General features: G+C 68.3%; 22 protein-coding genes. 16 read left to right on the forward strand and 6 right to left on the reverse strand.

The features are described from left to right. Window positions 1-44 precede the first annotated feature (44 nt). A complete protein-coding gene (locus ABIC51_RS21460; RefSeq protein ID WP_027791628.1) occupies window positions 45-1,019 on the reverse strand; it encodes an NAD(P)H-dependent flavin oxidoreductase in 975 nt (324 codons plus the stop codon). A gap of 336 nt (window positions 1,020-1,355) precedes the next feature. Here ABIC51_RS21460 and ABIC51_RS21465 point away from each other — a divergent pair, with 336 nt between their 5' ends. The 4 genes from ABIC51_RS21465 to pal all read left to right on the forward strand — a co-directional run bounded on the left by ABIC51_RS21465 (window position 1,356) and on the right by pal (window position 5,471). Continuing rightward, the gene (locus tag ABIC51_RS21465; protein WP_027791629.1) at window positions 1,356-2,348 is read left to right on the forward strand and encodes a GlxA family transcriptional regulator; all 993 of its coding nucleotides are present in this window, start codon (window positions 1,356-1,358) and stop codon (window positions 2,346-2,348) included. Window positions 2,349-2,534: 186 nt separating this feature from the next. Next, window positions 2,535-3,113, forward strand: a complete 579-nt coding sequence (locus tag ABIC51_RS21475) for a hypothetical protein (protein WP_354006628.1) — start codon at window positions 2,535-2,537, stop codon at window positions 3,111-3,113. Window positions 3,114-3,392: 279 nt separating this feature from the next. Next, complete coding sequence (locus tag ABIC51_RS21480; RefSeq protein ID WP_027791631.1) at window positions 3,393-4,589, forward strand: porin; 1,197 nt, start codon at window positions 3,393-3,395, stop codon at window positions 4,587-4,589. Between the two features lie 390 nt (window positions 4,590-4,979). Next, the gene (gene pal / locus ABIC51_RS21485) at window positions 4,980-5,471 is read left to right on the forward strand and encodes a peptidoglycan-associated lipoprotein Pal (protein WP_027791632.1); all 492 of its coding nucleotides are present in this window, start codon (window positions 4,980-4,982) and stop codon (window positions 5,469-5,471) included. 142 nt (window positions 5,472-5,613) lie between these two features. Here the strand turns inward: pal and ABIC51_RS21490 are convergent, their stop codons facing one another. Then, a complete protein-coding gene (locus ABIC51_RS21490) occupies window positions 5,614-6,078 on the reverse strand; it encodes a hypothetical protein (protein ID WP_060170820.1) in 465 nt (154 codons plus the stop codon). Window positions 6,079-6,281: 203 nt separating this feature from the next. Between ABIC51_RS21490 and ABIC51_RS21495 the strand changes: the two genes are divergently transcribed. Then, complete coding sequence (locus ABIC51_RS21495) at window positions 6,282-6,446, forward strand: hypothetical protein (protein ID WP_166741936.1); 165 nt, start codon at window positions 6,282-6,284, stop codon at window positions 6,444-6,446. Between the two features lie 89 nt (window positions 6,447-6,535). On the opposite strand, the gene ABIC51_RS21500 is transcribed toward ABIC51_RS21495, so the two are convergent. Genes ABIC51_RS21500 through ABIC51_RS21510 form a run of 3 tightly spaced genes read right to left on the reverse strand, consistent with a single transcriptional unit; the run spans window position 6,536 to window position 11,378 of the window. Then, the gene (locus tag ABIC51_RS21500) at window positions 6,536-7,795 is read right to left on the reverse strand and encodes a cytochrome c (RefSeq protein WP_060170818.1); all 1,260 of its coding nucleotides are present in this window, start codon (window positions 7,793-7,795) and stop codon (window positions 6,536-6,538) included. After that, window positions 7,792-8,505: a (2Fe-2S)-binding protein gene (locus ABIC51_RS21505; protein ID WP_175852768.1), complete on the reverse strand. Its 714-nt coding sequence runs from the start codon at window positions 8,503-8,505 to the stop codon at window positions 7,792-7,794. The genes ABIC51_RS21500 and ABIC51_RS21505 overlap by 4 nt, the downstream gene beginning before the upstream one ends. Then, window positions 8,502-11,378: a xanthine dehydrogenase family protein molybdopterin-binding subunit gene (locus tag ABIC51_RS21510; protein ID WP_124838492.1), complete on the reverse strand. Its 2,877-nt coding sequence runs from the start codon at window positions 11,376-11,378 to the stop codon at window positions 8,502-8,504. The genes ABIC51_RS21505 and ABIC51_RS21510 overlap by 4 nt, the downstream gene beginning before the upstream one ends. Before the next feature lie 504 nt (window positions 11,379-11,882). On the opposite strand from ABIC51_RS21510, the gene ABIC51_RS21515 reads away from it, so the two are divergent. From ABIC51_RS21515 to ABIC51_RS21565, 11 genes are all read left to right on the forward strand, one after another. Beyond that, complete coding sequence (locus ABIC51_RS21515; RefSeq protein WP_027791637.1) at window positions 11,883-13,433, forward strand: sensor domain-containing diguanylate cyclase; 1,551 nt, start codon at window positions 11,883-11,885, stop codon at window positions 13,431-13,433. Between the two features lie 243 nt (window positions 13,434-13,676). Then, window positions 13,677-13,952 (forward strand): hypothetical protein, encoded by a 276-nt coding sequence (locus ABIC51_RS21520; RefSeq protein WP_060207255.1) that lies wholly within the window; start codon window positions 13,677-13,679, stop codon window positions 13,950-13,952. 254 nt (window positions 13,953-14,206) lie between these two features. Next, window positions 14,207-15,247, forward strand: coding sequence for a succinylglutamate desuccinylase/aspartoacylase family protein (locus ABIC51_RS21525; protein WP_226128402.1), 1,041 nt, complete (start codon window positions 14,207-14,209; stop codon window positions 15,245-15,247). Window positions 15,248-15,350: 103 nt separating this feature from the next. Beyond that, the gene (locus ABIC51_RS21530) at window positions 15,351-15,647 is read left to right on the forward strand and encodes a type II toxin-antitoxin system MqsR family toxin (RefSeq protein WP_027791640.1); all 297 of its coding nucleotides are present in this window, start codon (window positions 15,351-15,353) and stop codon (window positions 15,645-15,647) included. A 2-nt stretch (window positions 15,648-15,649) separates the two neighbouring features. Beyond that, window positions 15,650-16,051, forward strand: coding sequence for a type II toxin-antitoxin system MqsA family antitoxin (locus tag ABIC51_RS21535; RefSeq protein WP_027791641.1), 402 nt, complete (start codon window positions 15,650-15,652; stop codon window positions 16,049-16,051). A 317-nt stretch (window positions 16,052-16,368) separates the two neighbouring features. After that, window positions 16,369-16,929: a GNAT family N-acetyltransferase gene (locus ABIC51_RS21540; RefSeq protein WP_027791642.1), complete on the forward strand. Its 561-nt coding sequence runs from the start codon at window positions 16,369-16,371 to the stop codon at window positions 16,927-16,929. A 56-nt stretch (window positions 16,930-16,985) separates the two neighbouring features. Continuing rightward, window positions 16,986-17,939: an ABC transporter substrate-binding protein gene (locus ABIC51_RS21545; protein ID WP_060359088.1), complete on the forward strand. Its 954-nt coding sequence runs from the start codon at window positions 16,986-16,988 to the stop codon at window positions 17,937-17,939. 63 nt (window positions 17,940-18,002) lie between these two features. Continuing rightward, on the forward strand, window positions 18,003-19,052 hold the full coding sequence (locus ABIC51_RS21550) for an LLM class flavin-dependent oxidoreductase (protein ID WP_175897466.1): 1,050 nt from the start codon (window positions 18,003-18,005) through the stop codon (window positions 19,050-19,052). Window positions 19,053-19,059: 7 nt separating this feature from the next. Further along, on the forward strand, window positions 19,060-20,412 hold the full coding sequence (locus ABIC51_RS21555) for an LLM class flavin-dependent oxidoreductase (protein ID WP_059697275.1): 1,353 nt from the start codon (window positions 19,060-19,062) through the stop codon (window positions 20,410-20,412). 64 nt (window positions 20,413-20,476) lie between these two features. Continuing rightward, window positions 20,477-22,264: an amino acid ABC transporter permease/ATP-binding protein gene (locus tag ABIC51_RS21560; protein ID WP_081040837.1), complete on the forward strand. Its 1,788-nt coding sequence runs from the start codon at window positions 20,477-20,479 to the stop codon at window positions 22,262-22,264. 34 nt (window positions 22,265-22,298) lie between these two features. Continuing rightward, window positions 22,299-23,231 (forward strand): ABC transporter substrate-binding protein, encoded by a 933-nt coding sequence (locus ABIC51_RS21565; RefSeq protein ID WP_175897467.1) that lies wholly within the window; start codon window positions 22,299-22,301, stop codon window positions 23,229-23,231. A 104-nt stretch (window positions 23,232-23,335) separates the two neighbouring features. On the opposite strand, the gene ABIC51_RS21570 is transcribed toward ABIC51_RS21565, so the two are convergent. After that, window positions 23,336-24,430, reverse strand: a complete 1,095-nt coding sequence (locus ABIC51_RS21570) for an LLM class flavin-dependent oxidoreductase (RefSeq protein WP_226128404.1) — start codon at window positions 24,428-24,430, stop codon at window positions 23,336-23,338. Between the last annotated feature and the right edge of the window lie 15 nt (window positions 24,431-24,445).

The following is a 24,445-nucleotide window of genomic DNA, read 5'->3' on the forward strand; positions in this document are numbered from 1 at the left end:
CTCGCCGGCATCGCGCCGGCGGCATCCCGTGTCGCCAATCCGGATCAAACCGCGATACGTGCCAGGCGGCTGCGGATGATCTCCGTCGCCTCGCTCACGATGCGCTCGACGAGCTCCTTCACGGTCGGGATATCGCGGATCAGGCCGACGACCAGCCCGCACGACCACGCGCCCGCATCGAGCGCGCCCTCCTTCATGATGCGCGGATACACGCCGGCGACCTCTTCGGCGATATCGTCGAACCGGATGCCGGCGCCGAGCCTGCTTTCCTTTTCGAGAATGCGATCGACCGCGGCATTGCGCAGCACGCGCTCGGTATTGCGCAACGGGCGCATGACCAGGCGCGTGTCGAGTTCGGAGGCCGCGACCAGCGCCTGCTTCACGTTCTCGTGCACCGGCGCCTCGCGGGTGGCGACGAAGCGCGTTCCCATGTTGACGCCGTCCGCGCCGAGCGAAAGTGCCGCAACCAGCGACCGGCCGTCAGCCATGCCGCCGGAGGCCACGAACGGAATCCTGAGTTCCTCGGCGGCGCGTGGCAGCAGAATGAAGTTCGGAATGTCGTCCTCGCCCGGATGGCCGCCGCACTCGAATCCGTCGACGCTGACCGCATCGCAGCCGATGGACTCGGCCTTCAGCGCGTGGCGAATCGACGTGCACTTGTGGATCACCTTGATATCCGCTTCCTTGAGCGCGGCCAGGTAGGGCTGCGGGTTGTTGCCGGCCGTTTCGACCACTTTGACCCCGCCTTCGACGATGGCCCGGATATAGCCGGGATAGTCGGGGGACGTGACGGTCGGCAGGAACGTGAGGTTCACGCCGAACGGCTTGTCGGTCATTTCGCGGCAACGCCGGATTTCAGCGGCCAGATCGGCCGGCGATCGCTGGGTCAGGCCGGTGATGATGCCGAGTCCGCCGGCGTTGGAGACTGCTGCGGCCAGCTCCGCGTACCCGACATGGTGCATGCCGCCCTGGATGATCGGATAGTCGATGCCGAAGAGTTCGGTGATCCTGGTTTTCATGATGTTTGCGGTTCAGGTTGAGACGAAAGCGCCTTCGCATGCAGGGCACGCGTTGCGGCCCCGACGCATGTCACTGCGCGGCTGAATCGGCAGTGCGAAGCCGACGGAAATCCACGCTGCCGGGAAACGAATGCGCCTGGCGGTACCCGGGGGCGGCCACATTGGCCTTCTCGCGACCCGGACGGCACACGATGCCGCCTCCCCCTCGCTGCCGGCCGCATGGCGATTCTGTCGCTGCCCACCAACCGGCGCCAGGTTGACACGACCAGTTTCCTCGCGGGCCGAACTGCCGTACATTGGCGAAACTGACACATCGAATGCGATATCCGACACACCATGCCCCGCGCCGCCATTCTTGCGTATGACGATTGCTACGCTTCCAGCCTGGGCGGGTTCGCCGACATCCTGCAGATCGCGAACGCGCACTGGCGGCGGCAAAGGGGCGATGGCAATGCGCAGTTCGAATGGCGATTCGTTTCTCCGACGGGGAAGCCGGTCATGGCGAGCAACGGCTTGCAACTGAACACGGAGCCGATCCGGCCGCGCGAGAAGTTCGACCTGGTTTTCATTCCCAGCGCGCATTACGCAAGCGGCAAGGCCTTCGACCGGTTGCTGGCACGACAGTCGGCCGCATGCGACTGGCTGGTTTCGCAATGGAACGCGGGGGCCTACCTTGCGGCGAACTGCACCGGCACGTTCGTCCTGGCCAGAACCGGCCTCCTGGACGAACGGCCCGCGACGACCACATGGTGGCTGGCCGATCAGTTCCGCAGCCGGTTTCCCCGCGTCGACCTTCAGCTGGAACCCGTCGTCACCGAAGCCGACCGCCTGATCTGTGCCGGGGCATCGGCGTCCTACCTGCTGCAGACCATCCATGTCATCGAGCGCTTCTGCGGCGCGGCCATCGCCGCGCAGTGCGCGAAGACGATGCTGATCGACGTCAGCCAGACGAAGCAATTGCCGTATCTCCCGTTGCTGGCGGACAAGGAACACGCCGACTCGCTGGTTCACCGCGCGCAGTATTGGCTGCAGAAGCACATGACGAAGGACGTGAAGATGTCGGAGATGGCGCATGAGCTCGGCGTGAGCGAGCGCACGATCATCCGCCGATTCCGCGCGGCGCTGAATCAGCCGCCATTGCGGTATTTGCAGAACCTGCGCATCGAAGCCGCGCGCGGCTTGCTGGAGGCCGGCGATCTCAGCCTCGAGCGGATTACGGCCCAGGTGGGATACAGCGATACCAGCTCGTTCTGCCGACTGTTCAAGGACAAGGTCGGCCTCAGCCCCGGCGCATACCGCGATCGCTTTCGCCCCACGGGGGAATCGTAGACAACCCGACGTGAGCGCCCCGGCAAGATTCGCGACCCGTTCGGTTACGATTGGCCGATCGGGCCCACGATCGAAGCGGTCGAGCACGATGAAATGCAGCGGCGTCATGCGGCGCTGCTGCCCGGCGATCAGCAGAAAACCTGAACGGCGCGCCGCGCGCGCCGGTCGATCACCCCGACATTCGCGATGCACTATCACCCCGACGACATCTACCGGCTCTACCGGAGCGTGCCGACGCTGCTGCTGAACCGCCCGGCTCCGGCCGAACGGTTCCTGGCCGCGGCTGTCGAGACCGGCGCCGAACTCGGCCATGTGCTGCGCGACTACCCGCAGGTCCGCTACCAGCCGCTCGACTTCCACTACCTGTGCCAGCAAAGCCTGTCCGTGCTGGACGACACGCTGCTGGCCGACCTCACGGCCGACATGAACGCTGGATGGCGCGGCGCGCACTGGGCCGCGCTGTTGATCGCTTTATCGGGCGATGCGCGCCATCTGCCGCACCTCGACGAAGTCAGGCGCCACCGCGGCGTCGAGTGGGCGGCCGAGCTTGCGGAAGCCGCGTGCGGCCCCGACGCCGGGTCGTCGGCATTCCGTGGCTGCCGGGCGATCGTGCGCCTGCGCGATCAGCTTGCCGCGTTGCCGCGCGTCGCGGTCCGCTTGCGGCCCTGGCTCTCACCGGAAGCACTCGAAGCCAGGGCGGTCGCCGTTCGTGCCGCGTATCGCAGCGGTGGCATCGAAGCCGCGCTGCCGGTTGCCCGCCGCTAGGCTCCCCGCCGGCCATCGCCCGACGGACGATCACGCGATGGCCAACTGAATCACCCGACTTCCCGCCGAACCCTCGAACGCATCGCAAACCCGGCGACGGGTTTCCTGCCGAACCGCCCCCTCCCCGCCTTTGTCCCGCCGCGATTCCACGCGATTTCGCAGAGGACCTTTCCTGTGCAGCGCCTTAATCGATCGCCGCGCGATCTCCAATAATGGCCGCTCGACCCGCCGGCCACCGCGCCGGTAAAACGATAAAAAACTTCTTTGCATTCCTACAAGATGAATAAACACGCCAGCACGCGACTCGCGGGGACCGCCATTGCCACTTGCCTGACCGCCTTCGCGTCGGACGGCGCACACGCGCAGAGCAGCGTGACGCTGTACGGCCTGATCGACACGTCGATCACCTACGCGACCAACCAGCGCACGCACGGCGCCGGCTCGCCGGGCAGCGGCACCGTCGCGATGACGAGCGGCGCCCTGAACGCATCGCGCTGGGGTTTGCGCGGCCGCGAGGATCTCGGCGGCGGAATGGCCGCGATCTTCGGGCTCGAGAACGGTTTCTCGGGCACCACCGGCGCGCTGTCGCAGAAAGGCGTCGACATGTTCGGCCGCCAGGCATGGGTCGGCGTCAGCTCGAAGACGGCCGGCGAGCTCACGTTCGGCCGCCAGTACGACCTGATCCTCGATTTCGTGACGCCGCTCGGCGCGTCCGGCCCCGGCTGGGGCGGCAACCTCGCGGTTCATCCGTACGACAACGACGATTCGAACCGCAACCTCCGCATCAACCAGGCGGTGAAGTACACGAGCCCGACGTATCGCGGGCTGAGGTTCGGCGCGATGTACGGCTTCTCGAACACGGCCGGCCAGTTCGCCAACAACGCGGCGTGGAGCGCGGGCGTGTCGTACGCGAACGGGCCGCTGAAGCTCGGCGCCGGCTACCTGAAGATCAGCCGCGACCGCAATGCGCCGAACCCGAACGGTGCGCTCAGCACGGTCGACGGCTCGGCGACGATCACGGGCGGCAACCAGCAGATCTGGGCCGCGGCCGGCCGTTATGCGTTCGGGCCGCATTCGGTCGGCGCCGCGTGGTCGCACTCGACCACCGACGGCGTGACGGGCGTGCTCCAGGGCAGCGGCATCGCGCCGTTGAAGGGGGAATCGCTGGTGTTCGACAACTTCTCGATCGACGGGCGCTTCGCCGTCACGCGTGCGTTGAGCCTCTCGGCCGCGTACACGTACACGATGGGCCGCTTCGACACGCGCACCGGCCAGACGCGGCCGAAATGGAACCAGGTCGTCGCGCAAGCCGACTATGCGCTGTCGAAGCGCACGGACGCGTATCTCGAGGGGGTCTACCAGAGCGTGAGCGGCGGCAACGGCAACCCCGCGTTCAACGCGACCGTCTGGACGCTGACGCCGTCGGCGAACAGCAACCAGGTCGTCGTCGCACTGGGGCTGCGGCACAAGTTCTGAAGACGAAGCACGGCGTCGCTACGCCATCCGCGCAAGGCATGCGTTTCGGCACCGCTCGAGCGTCATGCCCCGAGCCGCAAAGGCCGTGCCCGTGCGCGGCCTTTGCACAAATGGCAGCGCGCCGCGTGACGGCACGAATGCCGCCCGGTCTGTCGCGTCGACGCAAATAAATGCGGAGAAACTGGTCACGCTGTGACATTTTTCCTAATCTATTTGCAGCGACGCCGAAATTTGGCGTTCCGGCCGCAACACTCTTTCATATGGCGCACCACCGGCTTACGAACACGATTCACGTCGTAGATGCCGGATCTTTCGCGCCGTTCGGCCGGATACGGGCGTGCCGATCGCACGCCCCACGCGTTCAATGCAGTCAACCGCTGGAGACGAACGATGAGCAAAACGAACCGATTTGCGGTCCTGACAACCGTCGTACTGCTGGCCGGTTGCCACCATGCGGCCAAGACACCCGAGAATGCCGGCATGGAGCCCGCGCCCTCGAGCGAAGCCGTCGCAACGGTGACGGCCGACGAGCTCAACAATCCGAACAGCCCGCTCGCGAAGCGCAGCATCTACTTCGATTTCGACCAGTACTCCGTCAAGCCCGAATACCAGTCGCTGCTGCAGGCACACGCCGACTACCTGCGCAGCCATCCGGCGCGGCACGTGCTGATCCAGGGCAACACCGACGAACGCGGCACGTCCGAATACAACCTCGCGCTCGGCCAACGCCGTTCGCAGGCCGTGCTGAGCGCGCTCGAAACGCTCGGTGTGCAAGCCACGCAACTCGAGGCGGTCAGCCTCGGCAAGGAAAAGCCGGTCGCGCTCGGCCACGACGAGGATTCGTGGGCACAGAACCGCCGCGCGGATCTCGTCTACCGTTGATCCCGGGCCGCCGTGACGGCGGCATTCGCTTCAGGAACGGCATGGCAGCCCGCTGGTCGCGCAAGCGGCCGCGCGGTGCCGCCCCTGCCCGCCGCATGCACGCGATCGACGCGAAGGCGACCGATCGCGCAACGCTGCGTGCTCAACGCCGGCGATCGAGCCGGCGATGCAGCCAGTGCGACATCACGGCCGACGTCACGATCGCATCGAGCGTGGCGATCGCGTCGATGTCGCTGAACTGGTCGATTTTCATCAGGTAACCCTCGAGTTCGACGAAACCGATCATCGCGCCGGCGCCGACGACCATCCCCAGCAGCACGAACCAGCGCCGCCGGAGTCGCGTGCCGATTGCGCCCATGATGCCGCCGGTCACGGCCGCCGGCAGGAAATAGCCGAACAGGAACGACGCAAAGAAGATCAGCGGAACCATGCCGGCGCTGACTTTCAGTTCCTCCCACGACGGGCCGTCGATCAACGACCACCCGACCAGCATCACGGCCGGCCAGACGAGCGATGCGACCAGCGGGCCGCCGACGGCAAACGACACGCAGCCGAGCACGGCGGGACGGAACGGACGCGACGATGGACGTTCAGCGGCGGCACTCATGTTTTTCGTGGTCGGAACCGGAATGGCGGCGTGCCGCAGTGTATCAACACGCCGTGCGACGACACCGATCCGCCCCCCTCGCATTCGACGATCCGCAAAAGGCATGGAATAAACGGCCCGCCCGAAACGTTTCTTCAGCGCGCAGACGCACGGTTCATGCGATCCGGCCTTTCCCGCGGCCTGCGCGTTGCAAGGAGGTGGAAATGAGATCCGCAACGTTGGCCGCGGCGCTGATCGCGGCGCTGGTGCTCGTGCTGTCGGCAGGCTGTACGTCGGGTGGCGGCGCGCCGCAAGGGCCGGGCATGAGCCGGTACGGCGGCAGTGGCGCGGGAGGTACGGGCGGTGGCGGAGGAGGCAGCGGCTACTGAAGAACCGCTGCGAGCAGTCGGGCGACGCGTCGCGCACGAGCACCGGAAACCGGCTGAATCGCGCGCGACGCCCCGCCCGGCGGCACGACTCAACGCATGGCCTTCACGTCGGCCGGCGTGACGCTCGCCGGCTGGCCGCCCCACGTCGCACGCAGGTAGTTCGCGAGCTGCGCGAGTTCGTCGTCGCTCAGCGTGTGCGCGAAACCGGGCATCGGCTGCAGGTTCTCGAACCCGGCGAACTTCTGCTCGCCGATGCCGTCGAGCATCGCGACCAGCAGGTTGCGCGGGTCGCCCTGGCGCACCGTCGAATTGCCGTTCATCGGCACCGCCACGTGCGGCTTGCCTTCGCCGTTGAAGCCGTGACACCCCGCGCAGACCGCGAGATACACCGAGCGGCCGGCCGCGAGCTGCGCGGCGTCGGCCGACACCGGCTTCACCGGTTGCGGCGCGGGCGGCGTATCGCCCAGCAGGTACACGGACAGCGCACGCAGGTCGTCCTTCGTCATGTACTGCGTGCTCAGGTGCACGACCGGGTACATCTCGCCGAATGCCGAGCCTTGCGGCGCGATGCCGACGCCGAAGAACGTCTGCAGGTCGGCGCCCGTCCAGCCGCGCGCGGCAAGGCCGGCCGGCGTGATGTCGGGCGCGGCCACGCGGCCGAGCGCCGCGCCCGCGAACGGCTTCGCGCTGTCGAGCTGGCCCGTGAACGCGCGCGGCGTGTGGCATTCCGCGCAGTGGCCGAGCGCACCCGCCAGATAGCGGCCGCGCTGCCAGTCGGCGGACTGGCCGGTCGAGGCATCGGGCAGGCTGTCCTTCAGGAACACCATGTCCCAGAAAACCATCCCGAAACGCAGGTTGTACGGGAACTTCAGCTCGTGCTCGCGGTTTTCCTGCGCGACCGGCCTGACGGTCTTCAGGTACGCGTACATCGCGTCGGAATCGGCACGCGTGAGCTGCCGGTACGACGTGTACGGCATCGACGGATACAGGCGCTTGCCCGGCGCCTTGCCGTCATGCAGCGCGGCGTAGAAATCGTCGGCGCTCCAGTTGCCGATCCCGTGATCCTTGTCCGGCGTGATGTTCGAGCCGTAGAACGTGCCGAACGGCGATTCGAGGGGCGCGCCGCCGGCGAACGGCGCGCCGTCCTTCGCGGTGTGGCACGCCGCGCAGTCGGCGGCCTTGACGAGATAGCGGCCGCGCGCGACCGGGTCGGCACCGGGCGCGCCGGAAGCGGCGTTCGAGGCCGGTGCGTCGTGGCCGCCGCATGCGGCGAGCAGCAGCGCGCAAGCCGCCGCGAGCACGGGGAGGCCCGCGGCCCGCGCGACACGATGAGCGAATGTGCGTTTCATGCGGCGTCCTTCACGAGTCCCGGCGTCGTCAGCACCACGTCCTTGACGGCTTCGTAGTAGCGGACATAGCCCGTGCAGCGGCAGAGGTGCGCATCGAGCGCCTCGGTGATCGTGCGCTCGACGTCGGCCTTCGCAACCGGCTCGCGCTTCAGGCGTTCGATCAGCACCGTCGCCGCGTTGACGAAACCCGGCGTGCAATAGCCGCACTGGAAGCTGAAGTGCTCGAGGAACTTCTGCTGGATCGGCGACAGCTCGACCACTTCGCCGGCTTCGTTGCGCTTCGCGTGGCCTTCGATCGTGCGGATCGTGCGGCCGTGGAAGAAATGCGCGCCGGTGATGCAGGTGCGCATTTCCTCGCTCGTGCCGTCCGGCTTGTCGACGATCACGACGCACGCGTGGCAGATGCCCTGCCCGCAGCCGAGCCGCGACCCGGTGAGGCCCGCGTATTCGTGCAGGAACTCGATCATCATCAGCCCTTCCGGCACCTGCATCGGGCCGACGGACTTGCCGTTGATGTTGATCGACAACGGTTTCGACTGGAACCGGACGAGCGGACGCTCGACGGCGGCCGGTGCCGGTGCCGATGCCGGCACAGCCGGGGCCGAGGCCGGTGCAGAGTCCGGGACGGCCGAAGCCTGGGCCGGTGCGGAAGCGCCGGTCGCAGCGGCGCTGGCGCTCGCGGCCGAAGCCGCGGTTTGGGCGGTCGTCATGCGAGCACCTCCTGAATCTTTTGCGGGGTCACCGGCAGGTCGGTGAAACGATGGCCGATCGCGTGCGCGATGCCGTTCACGATCGCGCCGACGACGGGGATCATCACCACTTCGGCAACGCCCTTCGGCGGATCGGTCTCGGACAGCGGCGGCAGCACGTCGCCCGTCTGCGTCCAGACGGCGACGTCGGACGCGCGCGGCAGCTGGTAACGGTTGAAGTTCCACGTGCCGTTGCCGGGGCCGTCTTCATACAGCGGCAGGTATTCGTGCAACGCGTGGCCGATACCCATCGCGAGACCGCCCTGCAACTGGCCCGACACGAGCTGCGGCGAAATCTGGTTGCCGCATTCCATGATCGAGTGATGCGTGAGCAGCTCGACCTTGCCGGTCGCTTCGTGCACGGCCAGCTCGACCAGCGTGCCGACCGCCGTGTAGTACGTGACGGCCGCGTTGTTGCGGCTCGTCGGCGGGATGAACACGCGCTTGCGGTCCAGCACGCGGTAGCCGTTCGCGGTCGGCGCCAGCGTGCCGCGCATCGCGGTCGCGCCGGCAGGCGCGGCGGTGCCGGGCACCGGGCCGTTGTCGCCCGTCTTCGGTGCGCCGACGCGCAGCGACAGCCCGTCGATCGGCAAACGATCGACCACGCCGCCCACTTCGAACTCGGCGTCGGTCCACTGCCAGCGGTTGAACACGTGCACGACGGCGCCGGTCGGCAGGCCGAGCGCATGCGCCTGCTTCGCGAGCTGTTCGAACGACAGCGGCTCGAGGCCGTCGGCGGTCAGCTTGCCGTCGACCCAGCGCGCGTCCTCGATGCGGATCGTGTACGGCGCGGCCTGGCCGCCGCCGAGGCCGCGCGTCCAGATCGACATCGCCGCCGGCCACAGGCCGTAGCGGAACACCGCGCGCGCGGCTTCGCGCGTGCTGTGCGTGAAGTAGTACGCGGAGTTCGTCGCGCTCGACGGCGACGCATAGCTCGGCGACCAGCGCGGATTCGCGCTCAGGCGATCCTGGTCGGCCTGCGACATGATGTACGGATCGCCGCTGGTCTCGACCGGCAGGTCCGGCCATTCGGTCACGGCGACCTGCACGTCCGTCGCCGGACGGCCGAGCCACTTCACGACGGCCACAGCCTGCGACGTCGACATCCCGGTGCCGATCTCGGCAGCCGTGTGGCGCAGCGACACCTTGCCGTTCTCGTCGAATTCGACCTTCGCGAACGACGCTTCCGCGCCCGTGCCGAAGTCCTTCTGCACGCACGCGAAGCCGACGCCGTAGCGCTTGCCCGGGTTCGCCGCCTCGTATTCGGCCTTGCGCGCGGCGCGGCGCGTCCACAGCGGATGCTGCTTCGAGCGCTCGAGCACCTCGTCGACGCGCAGCGCGCCGGCGGGAATCGCCCCTTGCGTGTTCTTCATCCCCGAACGCAGCGCGTTGCGCAGGCGGAAATCGATCGGGTCGATGTTCAGCTGCGCGGCGATCTCGTCGACCGCCATCTCGGTCGCCGCCATGCTCTGCAGCGTGCCGTAGCCGCGCGCGGAGCCGGCATCGATCGCGCGCGATGCAATCGCCACGGCCGCGAGGTCGCTCTTCGGGAAGTAGTAGATCGATTGCGCGGCCGTCGCGCCGACCATCGCGACCGACGGCGAGAAGTTCGAGCGCCCGCCGCCGTTCGCCTCGAAGTCGCCCTTGAACGACTGCAACAGGCCGGTGTTGCGGTCCACCGCGATCCGGTAATGCATCTTGAACGCGTGACGCTTCAGCGACGTCTGGAACTGTTCGTAGCGATCGTTCGCGAAACGCACCGGGCGGCCGTCCGCGTACAGCGCGCAGACGAGGCCGTAGAACGGCACGTTGAAGTGATCCTTCGAGCCGTAGCCGACCGTGTAGCACGGATGCACGAACAGCTTCTTCACCGGGAAGCGGCACTTCGCGACCATCGCGGCCGCGTTCTCCGCCACTTCGAGCGGCGACTGGGTCGGCACGACGAGGTGCAGCGACTGCGTCGCGGCGTCGTACCAGCAGTTCGCGTTGTCCGGTTCGAGCGCGGAGGTGTCGACCGACTGCGTGTTGTACTCGCGGTCGAACACGAGCCAGTCGGCCGACGGATGGTCGAGCTCGTCGGCAATCCGCCCGGCCAGGAACATGCCCTGCTCGTCGAGCTTGCCGTGCTCCTTGCCGTCCGGCCACACCGGCAGGTGCTTGCGCATCATGCTCGGAAAGATCGGCGCGTCCTTCAGGCTCGAATAGACATCGTCGTCGTAGGCCGTCTTGCCGCCCACGCGCACGTAGCGGAAGGTGCCCCACGGATCGCGCTCGAGCGGGCCCGTGACCGCGCCGTAGCGGATCACGTCGTCGCGGAACTTGAGCGCGTTCTTCGCGAAGCGGAAGCGCGCGAAGTCGTGGTAGATGAGGATCGCGACCGCATGGCCGAGATACGCGGGCGTCTTGCCGGCGGGCAGCAGCATGTCGTCGCCGTAGAACGCCGGAAACGCGACGCCGTCGCGCACGAGATCGTCGGCCGTGACCACGCGGTCCGGTTTCAGTTCGTCGCCCAGCAGCGAAAGGTCGAAGCCTTCGTACGTGCGGTCGGCCTGCGTGACGCGCAGGATCAGCGCATGAGACTGCTGCTGCGGCCAGTGCGGCATGTCGGCTGCGCGCACGTCACGGGCGAACACTTTCGAGCCCGTGACCTTCGCGATGCCGTCGATGCGGAATTGGGGGATGCCGGTGACGCTATCCCATTTGACGGGGGTGAGGAGTTTTTCTTCGAAGAGCGCCGCGAACGCGCGGCTGCCCAGGGGCGCGACATACACTGCGACGCCCGCCAGCACGCTGGCTTTCAGAAAACCCCGCCGTGACAGGCCGTGGTTTTTCATTGGGGGAACCTCCTGATGCGGCTCGGACGGCGATCGGATGTCGCGACGTTCGGAGCGGCGCGCATTCTGGCATTGTTTTTGATATATCGCCTATAGTATTTCCCGCATGAAATACTTATTGAATTTCTTATAACGGTGTTCAGCCGGGCTGCGACAGACGGTCGCGGGTGGCGATCCGGTCGCATCGACTGCCCGCTTGCGGCGGTTTCGTTCGTGTCGACCGCGCCCGGCGGATACGCGCCTGTCTCCTGTCGATCGCCGAGCCTCGTTCGGTTCGCGACGATGCTGCCCCGGCGCCGGCGAATGCGCAAGACTTTCGTGGGCGCGGTTGACGACTCGTGGCCGACGCGGCACGCGGGTCCGCCGGGCGATCCGGGTGACCCGCGCCGCCCGTATTTCATGGTAATGTCGTGCGCATCCGGCCGGGCCGGGCTTCCGCCACGTGCCGTGCGGGTGCCGCCAGCCATCGCGATATCAAGCGACATCGTGTCGAGGTCAAAAACCATGGCAGTCAGGGCATCTCTCCTGCACTCCGTTCTCGCCACTCCCCCCTCCGGCAACCACCGTGTGACGGCCGCGCTGCGCCCGTCGATGCTCGTTACCCTGTTCGAGGACGTCCGACCGATGGCGCTCTCCGGGCTCGCGAGCGGTTTCGTCGCGGCCGTCGCGCTGATCCGGCTGCAGCAGCTCTGGTGCCTCGCGTGGCTGATCGTCGACGTCGGCCTGCTCATCGCGCGGCTCTCGATCGTGCGTGCGTACACGGTTCAACGCGACGGCGGCGACGACCGCGCCGAATACTGGGCGATGCGCTATGCGCCCGTGTCGCTCGTCGCGTGCTTCGTGCTCGGTCTCGGCGTGATGGGCTGCGTGCAGGCCGTCGACGTCGAGCTCGGCACGCTGTCGGTGATGGTCGCGGGCGGCGTGTTCGGCGGGATCGCGTCGCGCAATTCGGCGCTGCCCCGGCTCGCGATGTCGCAGGTCACGGTCGGCGTGCTGCCGATCGGCATCGGCGCGTTGCTGGCCCACCGGCCGGGGGCGTGGCTGCTGCTGCCGCCGCTCGTGATCTACCTCGCCGCGATGCGCACGGTCGTCCAGCGTCACTATCGCGTGCTCGTCGCGCTGATTGCCGCGCGCCAGCGCAACGCCGAACTCGTTGCGCGCTTCGACGCCGCGCTCACCTACATGCCGCACGGCCTGTGCATGATCGACGGCGAGCGCCGCGTGATCGTCGCGAACCGGCGCACCGCGCAACTGTTCGGCTCGCCGCGCCAGATCATGCTCGAAACGCCGCTGCCCGCCGTCGTCGCGGCGCTCGGCGCGAACGACGCGATCGATCCCGGCGGCGCCCGTCTCGCCGCGCAGTGCGAGATCTGGCTGGCCTGCGACGAACCCGCGCCGCTCGACCTGGTGCTCGCCGATGGCCGCCAGCTCGAACTGACGCGCCATCTCGTGCCGGACGGCAACGCGGTGATCATCGTCGAGGACGTCACCGCGCGCCGCCAGACCGAACAGCACATCCGGCATCTCGCGCGGCACGATGCGCTGACGGGTCTGCCGAACCGCCACGAACTGCATGCGGAACTCAAGCGGATGCTCGCGAGCCGGCCACACTCGCCGGAGTCCGGGCTCGCCGTCATGTATCTCGACCTCGACGGCTTCAAGGCGATCAACGACCGGTTCGGCCACCAGGCCGGCGACGACGTGCTGACGCAGGTCGCCGAGCGGCTCGGCAAGACGCTGCCGCCCGGCGAGCTGGCCGCGCGCATCGGCGGCGACGAATTCGTCGTCGCGATCGACGACGTGACGATGCACGCGTGCTCGCTCCTCGCGGCGCGCATCATCCGGCAGATCTCGGCGCCGTACACGCTGTCGATCGGCGAGACCGTGATCCTGGGGATCAGCATCGGCATCGCACTCGACGACGGGCACGGCTCCCCCGACGAACTGATCCGGCAGGCCGACAGCGCGCTGTACGACGCGAAATCGGCCGGCAAGGGCATCTACCGCTTCTATTCGAGCGGCAGCAGCCGGGTCACCCCGGCCACCGCGAGCTGACCCGGCCGCGCAGCCCTCTTTCTCCCGCGTCGACGCCTCCCGGCGATTCAATTCCGAAACGCTTTACGTGACCGCACGTGGTGTCGCGCGCTCGCGTGTCACGTGACGTGTTCCGTAACATCGGCGCCCGCCTCCCGTCACGTTGGCTGCAGAAGCCTGCACGATCGATGCAGCGCAGGGCTTTTCGAACCTGGCACTCTTATTGCTCCCTGTCAGGGAAACAGGTGGTCAGGGAGACCCAACATGAATACCGTCGAAGTCCTCAGCCGCAGCGAAACCATCGACGAACTGGATGTGATCGACGGCGCATCGCTGATCCGCCGGCTCGTTTCCGAAAGCCGCATGCCGGCCGCGCGCGAAGCCCGATGCGTCGACAATCCGCCGCTGACGCTGTACGGCGCGTTTCGCCAGGGCATCGCCGATCACGCCGCGCGCCGCGCGAATCCGTATCGCGCCGGCAGCCGTTTCTGGGCACTGTGGGAAGAAGGACGTCTCGAAGCTGAAACATCGGGCCGGTAAGCCGGCCTTGCACGCCGGCCCCGTCGCGGCAAGGGCCGGCGCGAAACACCAGGCCCGAATGCGGCCGGCCGGCATGCCGGCATGCGTTCACCGCTGCAACATCGCACCGGGTTCCGCGTATCGGCTTTGCAACTCCCCCGCATGCCTCCATGCGCTTGCCGGCTGATGGCGTTCGGCGCTGCTCGCGCCGGGCGCGGCGCGCGGCGGTCGTTTCCCGATAAGATGGCAGATTCCGTTCATCGAACGATGCCGCCATGACCGCCTCCTCCTCACACCGCAATCCCATCCACTGCGAAATCGATCTCGACGCACAAGGCAAGCACGCGGGCTACCTGCGGCTGCCGCATTCCGTACACCGCTCGGCGTACGGCTGGCTGCCGATCCCGATCGCGTCGATTCGCAACGGCGACGGCCCGGTCGCGCTCGTGATGGCCGGCAACCACGGCGACGAGTACGAAGGCCAGATCATCGTGTCGCAACTGATGTGCGAGATCGAGCCCGGGATGGTCAGCGGGCAGCTGATCCTGCTGCCGATGGCGAATTTCCCGGCGGCGGACGCGGGCCTGCGCGTGTCGCCGCTCGACCAGGGCAACCTGAACCGCAGCTTCCCCGGCGACCCGGCCGGCACGCCGACGCAGATGATCGCCCACTACATCGAGCATGTCCTGCTGGCGCGCTCGCAGTATCTGGTCGACCTGCACTCGGGCGGCAGCTCGCTGCTGTACCAGGGCGGCAACATGCTAGCGATCGACCCGCTCGACGCCGACGAAGCCGCGAAGCTCAACGGGCTGCTGGTCGCGTTCGGGTTGCAGAACGCGCTGCTGCACGCGCCGAATCCCGTGCACTCGGCCTCGGCCGCGCGCCGCCAGGGCGCGATCTCGATCGTGACCGAACTCGGCGGTGCCGGCATGGCCGACCCGTCGCTGATCCGGCTCGGTCGCCACGGGCTGCTGCACTACCTCGGTTACATCGGCCTGCTGCGCGGCGCGCTCGTGCCCGACGCGCCGCCCACCGTCACGCGCTTCATGCGTGTCGACGGCGATCGCCACTTCGTCTATGCGTACGAGCGCGGGCTGTACGAGCCGCTCGTCGAACTCGGCGACCAGGTGAAGGCCGGGCAGCCGGCCGCGTGGGTGCACTTCCCCGATACGCCGCTGCGCGAGCCGGTGCTGCACCGCTTCAAGGGCGACGGCGAAGTGGTGTGCAAGCGCGTGCCCGCGCAGGTGCAGCGCGGCGATTGCCTGTTCCAGCTCGCGGAATTGTCGGCCCCGCCGAGCATCGGCCAGACGGCCTAAAACCGGATCCATCTCCTTTCCATGCGGTCTGCCAGTCATGGCGGACGGCATGCGCTCGCCATTAACCAACTTGACAAATTAACTTACTTGGTTAATATCGCGAATGGAAAAGAGAAGGCCTCATTGCAAGCTGCCCCTCGTCAAGGCGCTGGTCGAATCCGGCCAGGTCCGGTTGACCGCGAGCGCGGTACTCGGCGCGCGGCAGCTGGGTTTCACGGAACGGGAGGCGCTCGATGTCGTGATGTCGCTGACCGACCTCGACTTCCACAAGAGCATGACGACGTACGCCGACCACACGATCTGGCAGGACGTCTACCGGCCGTTGACGGTGCGTGGCGACGTGTACCTGAAACTGACGGTGATCGACGATGTGCTGATCGTGTCTTTCAAGGAGCGATGAAAATGAAGTGTCCTGCATGCGGTGCTGCGAAGCTCGTCCGCGACACGCGCGACATCCCTTATACCTACAAGGGCCGGTCGACTGTCGTCCGCGCTGTCACCGGCGAGTTCTGCCCGGCCTGCGGGGAATCGGTGCTGGATCTCGACGAAGCGACCCGTCTCGGCGAAGCGATCAGCGAGTTCAACAAGCAGGTGAACGCCACCATCGTCGACCCGAATTACATCGCGAAGGTGCGCAAGAAGCTGAAGCTCGACCAGCGCGAGGCGGCCGAGCTTTTCGGCGGCGGCGTCAATGCGTTCTCCCGTTACGAAACAGGCAAGACGAATCCGCCGCTTGCCCTCGTGAAACTGCTGAAGATCCTCGATCGTCATCCCGATCTGCTCGCCGAAGTCCGGGCCGCATAGGCGCTCGCATGTCGGCATCGCACCGGCGCGTGCATCGGCTTCGATGCACGCGCATGCACCCCGTCATCGCCACCCCACTCCCGCTGCGAGCCTTCTGACGTCCGCCGCGAAATCCTTATCGAAATTGCTTCGTTCGCCTTTGCCGGTCGCGCCGCTAACGTGTTCAAAACGGCGGCGGCCCGCCATCTGCATCCCAGCAGGACACGCACCGGCCGCCGCCATCACGACAACCGCGTCGCGATAACGGAACAGACCGGACGGGCCGCGTGCCCGCACCCCGCCAGGAACGTCCGCATCGCGCGCCCTTCGCGATGCCCATGGCCACGACCGACCGCATCATCGACACGACGCCGCTCGACGTCCGCGCGCAACCGCTGATCGACGCACTGATCGACGAGTATTCGACCCGTTACAACGCGTATCGCCCCGACAGCCACGCGTCCGCACGCGAAGAGCTCGCGCGCTACCCGGCCGAACTGTTCGCGCCGCCCGAAGGCGCTTTCGTCCTGCTGCTGCGCGACGGCGAGACGATCGGCGGCGGCGCGTTCAAGCGCTACGACGCGCAGACCGCCGAGCTCAAACGCATCTGGACCCGCGCGGACCTGCGCCGCCAGGGCCTCGCACGCATCATCGTGGAGGCACTCGAACTGCGCGCCGCGCAGCAGGGCTATCGCCGCATCTACCTGACTACCGGTTTTCGCCAGCCCGAGGCATGGGCGCTGTACGACCGCACCGGCTATACGCGGCTGTTCGATTCGTCGATCGCCCCCGAGGTGCATTACCACCTGCGGTTCGGCAAGGATCTCGCCGATCCGTCGCGCACGTCGACGCTGGCCGACCTGTGGGCGCCCGTGCCCGAACCGGCGCTGCCGCGCTGACCGCCGCCGCGCCCCCGCCCTCCTCCGATTACCGCTTGCCACCACAGGACGCTTTCATGCAACGAGCCGTACCGTTCTCTTCCCGTGCCGCGCGCACGCTGGCCACCGCGTTGATTGGCCTGACCGCGTTCGCCGCAGCCGCGGTCGCGGCCGCCGCCACGTTCGACTTGAGCCCCGAACAGCGCGGGCGCCCGCGCGGCGTGGCCGATGCGGCAGTCGAGCGAGCGGTGCCCGCGTCGTTCAAGTTCGCCGAACCCGGCACGCTGACGATCGGCATCGCACCGAGCCTGCCGCCGATCAGTTCGTATGCAACCGATGCTCGCACGGTGATCGGCTTCGACGCCGACGTCGGCCAGCTCGTGTCCGACAGCCTCGGCCGCAAGCTGAAGATCGTCGCGCTCGCGTGGGCCGACTGGCCGCTCGCGCTCGAATCCGGAAAAGTCGACGCGGTGATCTCGAACGTCACCGTCACCGAGGAACGCAAGCAGAAGTTCGATTTCTCGACCTACCGCAAGGACCAGGTCGGCTTCTACGTGCGCAACGACAGCAAGATTCAGGCGATCCGCGAGCCGAAGGACGTCGCGGGGCTGCGTGTCGTGACCGATGCCGGCACCAACCAGGAAAAGATCCTGCTCGCGTGGGACCGCGAGAACGTCGCGCACGGGCTGAAACCCGTGCAGATCCAGTACTACGACGACCAGGCGATGCGCATCGTCGCCGTGCAGTCGGGCCGTGCCGATGCCGTCTTCAGCGTGAACTCGGTGCTCGCGTACCAGAGCGCGCAGCAAGGCAAGACGCGGCTCGTCGGCGCAATCAGCGGCGGCTGGCCGCGCACGGCCGACATCGCGATCGCGACGCGCCGCGGCAGCGGGCTCGCCGATCCGCTGACCGTCGCGCTGAACGGGTTGATCAGGAACGGCCGCTACCAGCAGGTGCTCGACCGCTGGAACCTCGCGTCCGAGGCGATCGACCAGTCGCGCACGAATCCGCCCGGGCTGCCGAAGAGCTGAGCGCCACGCCCGCCCTTCGTCCCGTCACGCTTACTTCACGCTCACGCAGGAACGCCGCCCACCATGTCTTACTCGCTTTCGTTGCTGGACAAGAGTCCGATCGCCGACGGCGCGAACGCCGCCGACGCGCTGCGCTTCACCACGACGCTCGCGCAGCGCGCCGAACAGCTCGGCTACGAGCGCTTCTGGGTCGCCGAGCATCATGGCACGCAGGCCTTCGCGAGCTCCGCGCCGGAGATCGTCGTCGCGCACCTGCTCGCGCACACGTCACGCATCCGCGTCGGCTCGGGCGGCGTGATGCTGCAGCACTACAGCCCGTTCAAGGTCGCCGAGACGTTCAAGGTACTGGCCGCGCTCGCGCCGGGCCGCGTCGACCTCGGCATCGGCAAGGCGCCCGGCGGGTTGCCGCTGACCACGCGCGCACTGCAGTGGTTCCACGACAAGGCGCGCAAGCCGGACTTCGCGGGCCAGCTCGCGGAACTCGACGCGTTTCTCGGCTGGGGCGTGGCAGAGGATCACCCGCTCGCCGGCGCGGTCGCGCTGCCCGTGCCGCCGCAGGCGCCCGAACGCATCCTGCTCGGCGGCTCGCCGGACAGCGGCGCGCTCGCCGCGCGCAACGGCTGGCGCTTCTGCTACGCGGGGCATTTCAACGGCGACGACGCGAACATCGAACGCTCGCTCGACGCGTATCGCAGCGCGGGCGGCACACGGCCGCTGGTCGCGCTGTATGCGGTGGCCGCGCCGACGCGCGACGAGGCCGAGCAACTGATCGGGCCGCTGAAGATCTTCAAGCTGCAGCTCGCGGGCGGCCAGAGCTTCAACCTCCCCAGTGCGCAGGCGGCCGCCGAATTCGCGCGGCAGAGCGGCGCGTCCGACTACCGCATCGACGAGCTGCGCCCGACGGTGCTGGCCGATACCCCCGAGCGCGTGCACCACGCGCTCGACGCGCTGAGCCGGCGGCTCGACGTCGACGCGTTCGTGATCGATTCGCCGGTGACCGACTACGCGGCGCGGCTCGCATCGGCCGAATGGCTCGGCGGCGCGCTGTCGAGCACACCGTTGCAGGCGGCCCTCGCGGCCGACCGCTCCCTTTCCCCTGACCAGAACGCGTGACGCTCCCATGACGACCCGACGATCGATTCCTTTCGGCCTGATGCTGCAAGGCGCAGGCAGCCACATGAACGCATGGCGGCACCCGAGCAACCCGCCGGACGCGAGCATCAACCTCGATTTCGCGATCGGCATCGCCCGCAAGGCGGAAGCCGCCGGCATCGCCTTCGCGTTCGTCGCGGACGGCCTCTACATCAACGAGAAGTCGATCCCGCACTTCCTGAACCGCTTCGAGCCGCTGACCGTGCTGTCGGCGCTCGCGGTCGCGACGAAGAAGATCGGGCTCGCGGGCACGATCTCGACGTCGTACAGCGAGCCGTTCACGGTTGCCCGCCAGCTGGCGTCGCTCGATGCGATCAGCGGCGGGCGCGCGGGCTGGAACGTCGTGACGACGCCGCTCGAGGGCACCGCGAAGAACTTCGGCAAGGTGCATCCCGATCATGAGCTGCGCTACGAGATCGCCGACGAATACCTCGACGTCGTGCAGGGCCTGTGGGACAGCTGGGACGACGACGCATTCGTGCGCGACCGCGCGACCGGCCGCTTCTTCGATCGCGACAAGCTCCACACGCTCGACCACCACGGCCGCTTCTTCCAGGTCGCGGGCCCGCTGAACATCCAGCGGTCCCCGCAGGGGCAGCCGGTGATCTTCCAGGCCGGCTCCTCCGACACCGGCATCGGGCTCGCCGGCAAGTACGCGGATGCCGTGTTCACGCATTCGCCGTCGCTCGACGAGACGGCCGCGTTCACGCGGCGCGTGAAGCAGAGCGCGATCGAGCACGGCCGGCAAGGCAGCGACGTGAAGGTCTTCCCCGGCATCGGGCCGATCGTCGGCCGCACGGCCGCCGAGGCCGAGGACAAATACCAGGCGATCCGCGACCTGCTGACGATCGACGAGGCGCTCGCCTATCTGGGCCGCTATTTCGATCACCACGATTTCACGCAGTACCCGCTCGACGCACCGTTCCCGGAACTCGGCGAACTCGGCCGCAACAGCTTCCGCTCGACCACCGACCGGATCAAGGCCGACGCTAAACAGAAAGGCCTGTCGCTGCGCGAGACGGCGCTCGCGGTCGCCACGCCGCGCCCGAACTTCATCGGCACGGCCGAGCACGTCGCCGACGAGCTGATCCGCTGGCACGACGCGGGCGCCGGCGACGGCTTCATCCTCGGCTTCGCGGTGCAGGCGCAAGGCGTCGACGATTTCGTCGAGCTCGTGATCCCGGCGCTCGAGGCGCGCGGCCGCTACAGCCGCGACCTGCCCGGCGCGACGCTGCGCGACCACCTCGGCCTGCCGCGCAAGGCAAGCCGTCACGCGGTGCCTGACGCGTCGCCCGAAACGGCGGCCGAAGCGCACGCCTGACACCCGCCGCCGCGCCGCCCGTGCGCGGCGCGTCCGCCCGACCGATTCGAGGATTTCCACCGACATGAGCGACACGACCCACCTCGGCGGCGCGCTGCCGCCGCTTTCTTCCCCCGGCGCGCGCGACGCCGGCACGCGTTTCCGGATCGTGCCCGCGCGCCACCGGTCGCGCACGGCCGGTACCGTGCTCGCCGTCGCGCTGATCGCGATCGTCCTGCATTCGATACTCGGCAACCCGCAATGGGGCTGGCCGGTGTTCGCCGAATGGTTCCTGTCGCCGCCGGTGCTGTCGGGGCTCGCACGCACGCTGGTGCTGACGCTGCTCGGCGCGGTGTTCGGCTTCGTGCTCGGCGCGTTCGTCGCACTGGCCCGGCTGTCGCGTTCGCGGCTGCTGTCGGCGAGCGCGTGGGCCTTCGTGTGGCTGTTCCGCTCGATTCCGCTGATCGTGCTGCTGCTGATCCTGAACAACCTCGGCTACCTGTACGAGCATGTGCGGCTCGGCGTGCCGTTCACCAATATCGTGTGGTTCGACACGCCGACCACCGACCTGATCAGCCCGTTCCTCGCGGCCGTGCTCGGCCTCACGCTGAACCACGCGGCATTTTCCGCGGAAGTGATTCGCGGCGGCATTCTCGCGGTCGACCAAGGGCAGCTCGAAGCGGCGGCCGCGCTCGGCCTGCCGCGCGGCCGCCAGACCACGCGGATCGTGCTGCCGCAGGCGATGCGCGCGATCCTGCCGACCGCGTTCAACGACCTGATCTCGCTCGCGAAAGGCACGTCGATGGTCTACGTGCTCGCGATGCCTGAGCTGTTCTATACGGTGCAGGTGATCTATCGCCGCAATCTCGAAGTGATTCCGCTGCTGATGGTCGCGACCGTCTGGTATCTGATCATCCTGACCGTGCTGTCGGCGATCCAGGTGCAGGTCGAGCGCCACTATGCACGCGGCGCGCTGCGCAACCCGCCGCCGTCCGTCGTCACGTTCGCGCTCGCGCGCCTCGGCGTGCTGTGGCGGCGTGTCAGGTCCCGCCGCGATGATTCGCTCGTGCGCGCCGAAGGCGAGGCCGATACGGTGGCCGTCGCGCCACGCGCCGGCGGCGAAGTGGCCGTGCATGGCGTATCGAAGCAGTTCGGCATGCAGCGCGTGCTCGACAACGTCTCGTTCGTCGCGCCGCGCGGCAGCGTGACCGTGATCGTCGGGCCGTCGGGCTCGGGCAAGTCGACGCTGCTGCGCACGATCAACCATCTCGAACGCGTCGACGACGGCTTCATCGACATCGACGGCGAACTGATCGGCTATCGCCGCGACGGCGACGTGCTCTACGAGCTGAAGGAGCGCGACGTGCTGACACGGCGCACGGCCGTCGGGATGGTGTTCCAGAACTTCAACCTGTTCCCGCACCTGACGGTGCTCGAGAACCTGATCGAGGCACCGGTCGCCGTCGGCGGCGTCACGCGCGACGCCGCCGAGCGAATCGCCCGCACGTTGCTCGCTCGCGTCGGTCTCGCGGACAAGGCCGATGCCTATCCACGCCAGCTCTCCGGCGGCCAGCAGCAGCGCGTCGCGATCGCGCGGGCGCTCGCGTTGCGCCCGAAGGTGCTGCTGTTCGACGAACCGACTTCCGCGCTCGACCCGGAACTCGTGAACGAGGTGCTCGACGTGATCAAGGAACTCGCGCGCTCGGGCACGACGCTCGTGATCGTCACGCACGAGATCGGCTTCGCGCGCGAAGTCGCGGACAACGTGCTGTTCATGGAGCGCGGGCGCATCGTCGAATCCGGGCCGCCGGCCGTCGTGCTCGACGCGCCGACGCACGCGCGCACGCGCGCGTTCCTGTCGCGGGTGCTGTGATGCGCGCCGCTGCCGATTCCCGAGGGGCCGCACGATGACCAACCGACGCCAGTTCATGACCGCCGCGCTGGTCGCGGCAGCGGGCTTGCCGTGGCGCGCGGCGCATGCGGCCGCCGCGACGGCCGACCTCGACCCGCGCCAGGCGGGCCGCGTACGTGCCGAACGCGACGACGCGGCGATCCGCGCGGCAGCCGGCTACCGCTGGGTGCGCGACGGCGCATTCACGGTCGCGATTTCACCGCACGCGCCGCCCGTGTCGACCTACGCGACCGACGCGCGCACCGTGGTCGGCGCCGATCCCGACTATGCGCAGCTCGTCGCCGATGCGCTCGGCCGCACGCTCGTGCTGGTGCCGATCGCATGGGCCGACTGGCCGCTCGGGCTGACGTCCGGCAAGTACGACGCGGTGATCTCGAACGTCGGCGTGACCGAGAAGCGCAAGGAGAAATACGATTTCACGACCTACCGGCTCGGGCTGCACGGCTTCTACGTGCGCACCGGCAGCCCGATCGCAAAGATCGCCGAGCCGAAGGACATCGCCGGCCTGCGCATCATCACGGGCGCGGGGACGAGCCAGGAACGCATCCTGCTCGAGTGGAACAAGCGCAACGTGGCGCAGGGGCTGAAGCCGGCCGAGCTGCAATATTTCGACGACGACGCGGCGGCGCGCGTCGCGCTGCTGTCGGGCCGCGCCGATGCCGAGCTGAACCCGAACGCGTCGCTCGCGTACGAGGCCGCGCGCACCGGCAAGATCCGCCGTGTCGGCGTCGTCAATGCGGGCTGGCCGGCCAACGCCGACGTGGCGATCGCGACGCGGCGCGGCAGCGGGCTCGCGCCCGCGCTGACGCTGGCGACGAACGCGCTGATCGGCAGCGGCCGCTACGGACAGGCGCTCGCGCGCTGGGGTTTGCAGAGCGAGGCGATCGCGCGTGCGGAAACCAATCCGCCGGGATTGCCGTCGTTCTGAAGGCCATCGATACTCGACCACCCGAACGACATCGCCCCGGCATCCCGCAACGGGAATGCCGGGGCGAATCGAAGCAGCCCTTGCGTCGTAACGACGCGATGCGCCTACGCGGACACCGCCGCGTGATAGCGGTCGAGCTCCGCGACCTGCGCATGAATCGCCGGAATCAGGTGGCGCCCGTAATCGAGCGCATCGTCGAGCGGATCGAACCCGCGAATCAGGAACGTCGATACGCCGAGCCGGTAATACGCCCCGAGCGCACGCGCGACCTGCTCGGGCGTGCCGACCAGCGCGGTCGAATTCCAGCGCGCGCCGGTCAGGTTCGCAACGCCCATCCACAACCGCTCGTCGAGCACGTCGCCCTGCGCGGCGGCGGCCATCAGCCGTTGCGAGCCCGCGTTTTGCGGCGCATGGCCGTCGATCGGCTGGCCGTTCGCGAGCCGCGCCGCGCGCACGCGCTCGCGGATCGCCTCGGCCTTCTCCCACGCGGCCGCCTCGGTATCGGCGACGATCGGCCGGAACGACACGCTGATGCGCGGCGCACGCCCGAACGGCGCGGCGGCCGTATGCACGCGCGCGATCTGCTCGCGCACCGACGCGAGCGGCTCGCCCCACGTCATGTAGACATCGGCATGCTCGCCCGCCACCGCCAGCGCGGCCGGCGACGAGCCGCCGAAATAGATCGGCACATGCGGCCGTTGCGCGCCCTTCACGAGCGGCGACGCGCCGCGCAGCCGGTAGAACGGGCCATCGTGGTCGACCGGCGCGTCGGCCTGCCAGATCCGTTTCAGCACGTCGAGATACTCGCCGGTGCGGCGATAGCGCGCGTCGTGCGGCACGAAATCGCCGTCGCGCTGAAGATCGGCATCGTCGCCGCCCGACACGACGTTCAGCGCGAGCCGGCCGCCGCTGAACACGTCGAGCGTCGCGATCTGCCGCGCGGCGGCCGACGGCACGATCACGCCCGGCCGGTGCGCGAGCAGGATGCGGATGCGTTCGGTCGCGGCGGCCGCGAACGACGCGACGATGAAGCCGTCCGCCGCGTTGCTGAAATGGCCGACCAGGATCTGGTCGAAGCCGGCGGCCTCGTGCGCCTGCGCGAAGCGGCGCACGTAGTCGGGCTGGACGGCGGCGCCGCCCGGTACGTCGACCTCCGCGCCGGGCGTCGCGGTGATCATGCCGATGATGTCGACGGGCATGTCGATGGTCCTTCT

The organism is Burkholderia sp. 572 (genome assembly GCF_040545135.1).
Lineage (GTDB): Bacteria > Pseudomonadota > Gammaproteobacteria > Burkholderiales > Burkholderiaceae > Burkholderia > Burkholderia cepacia.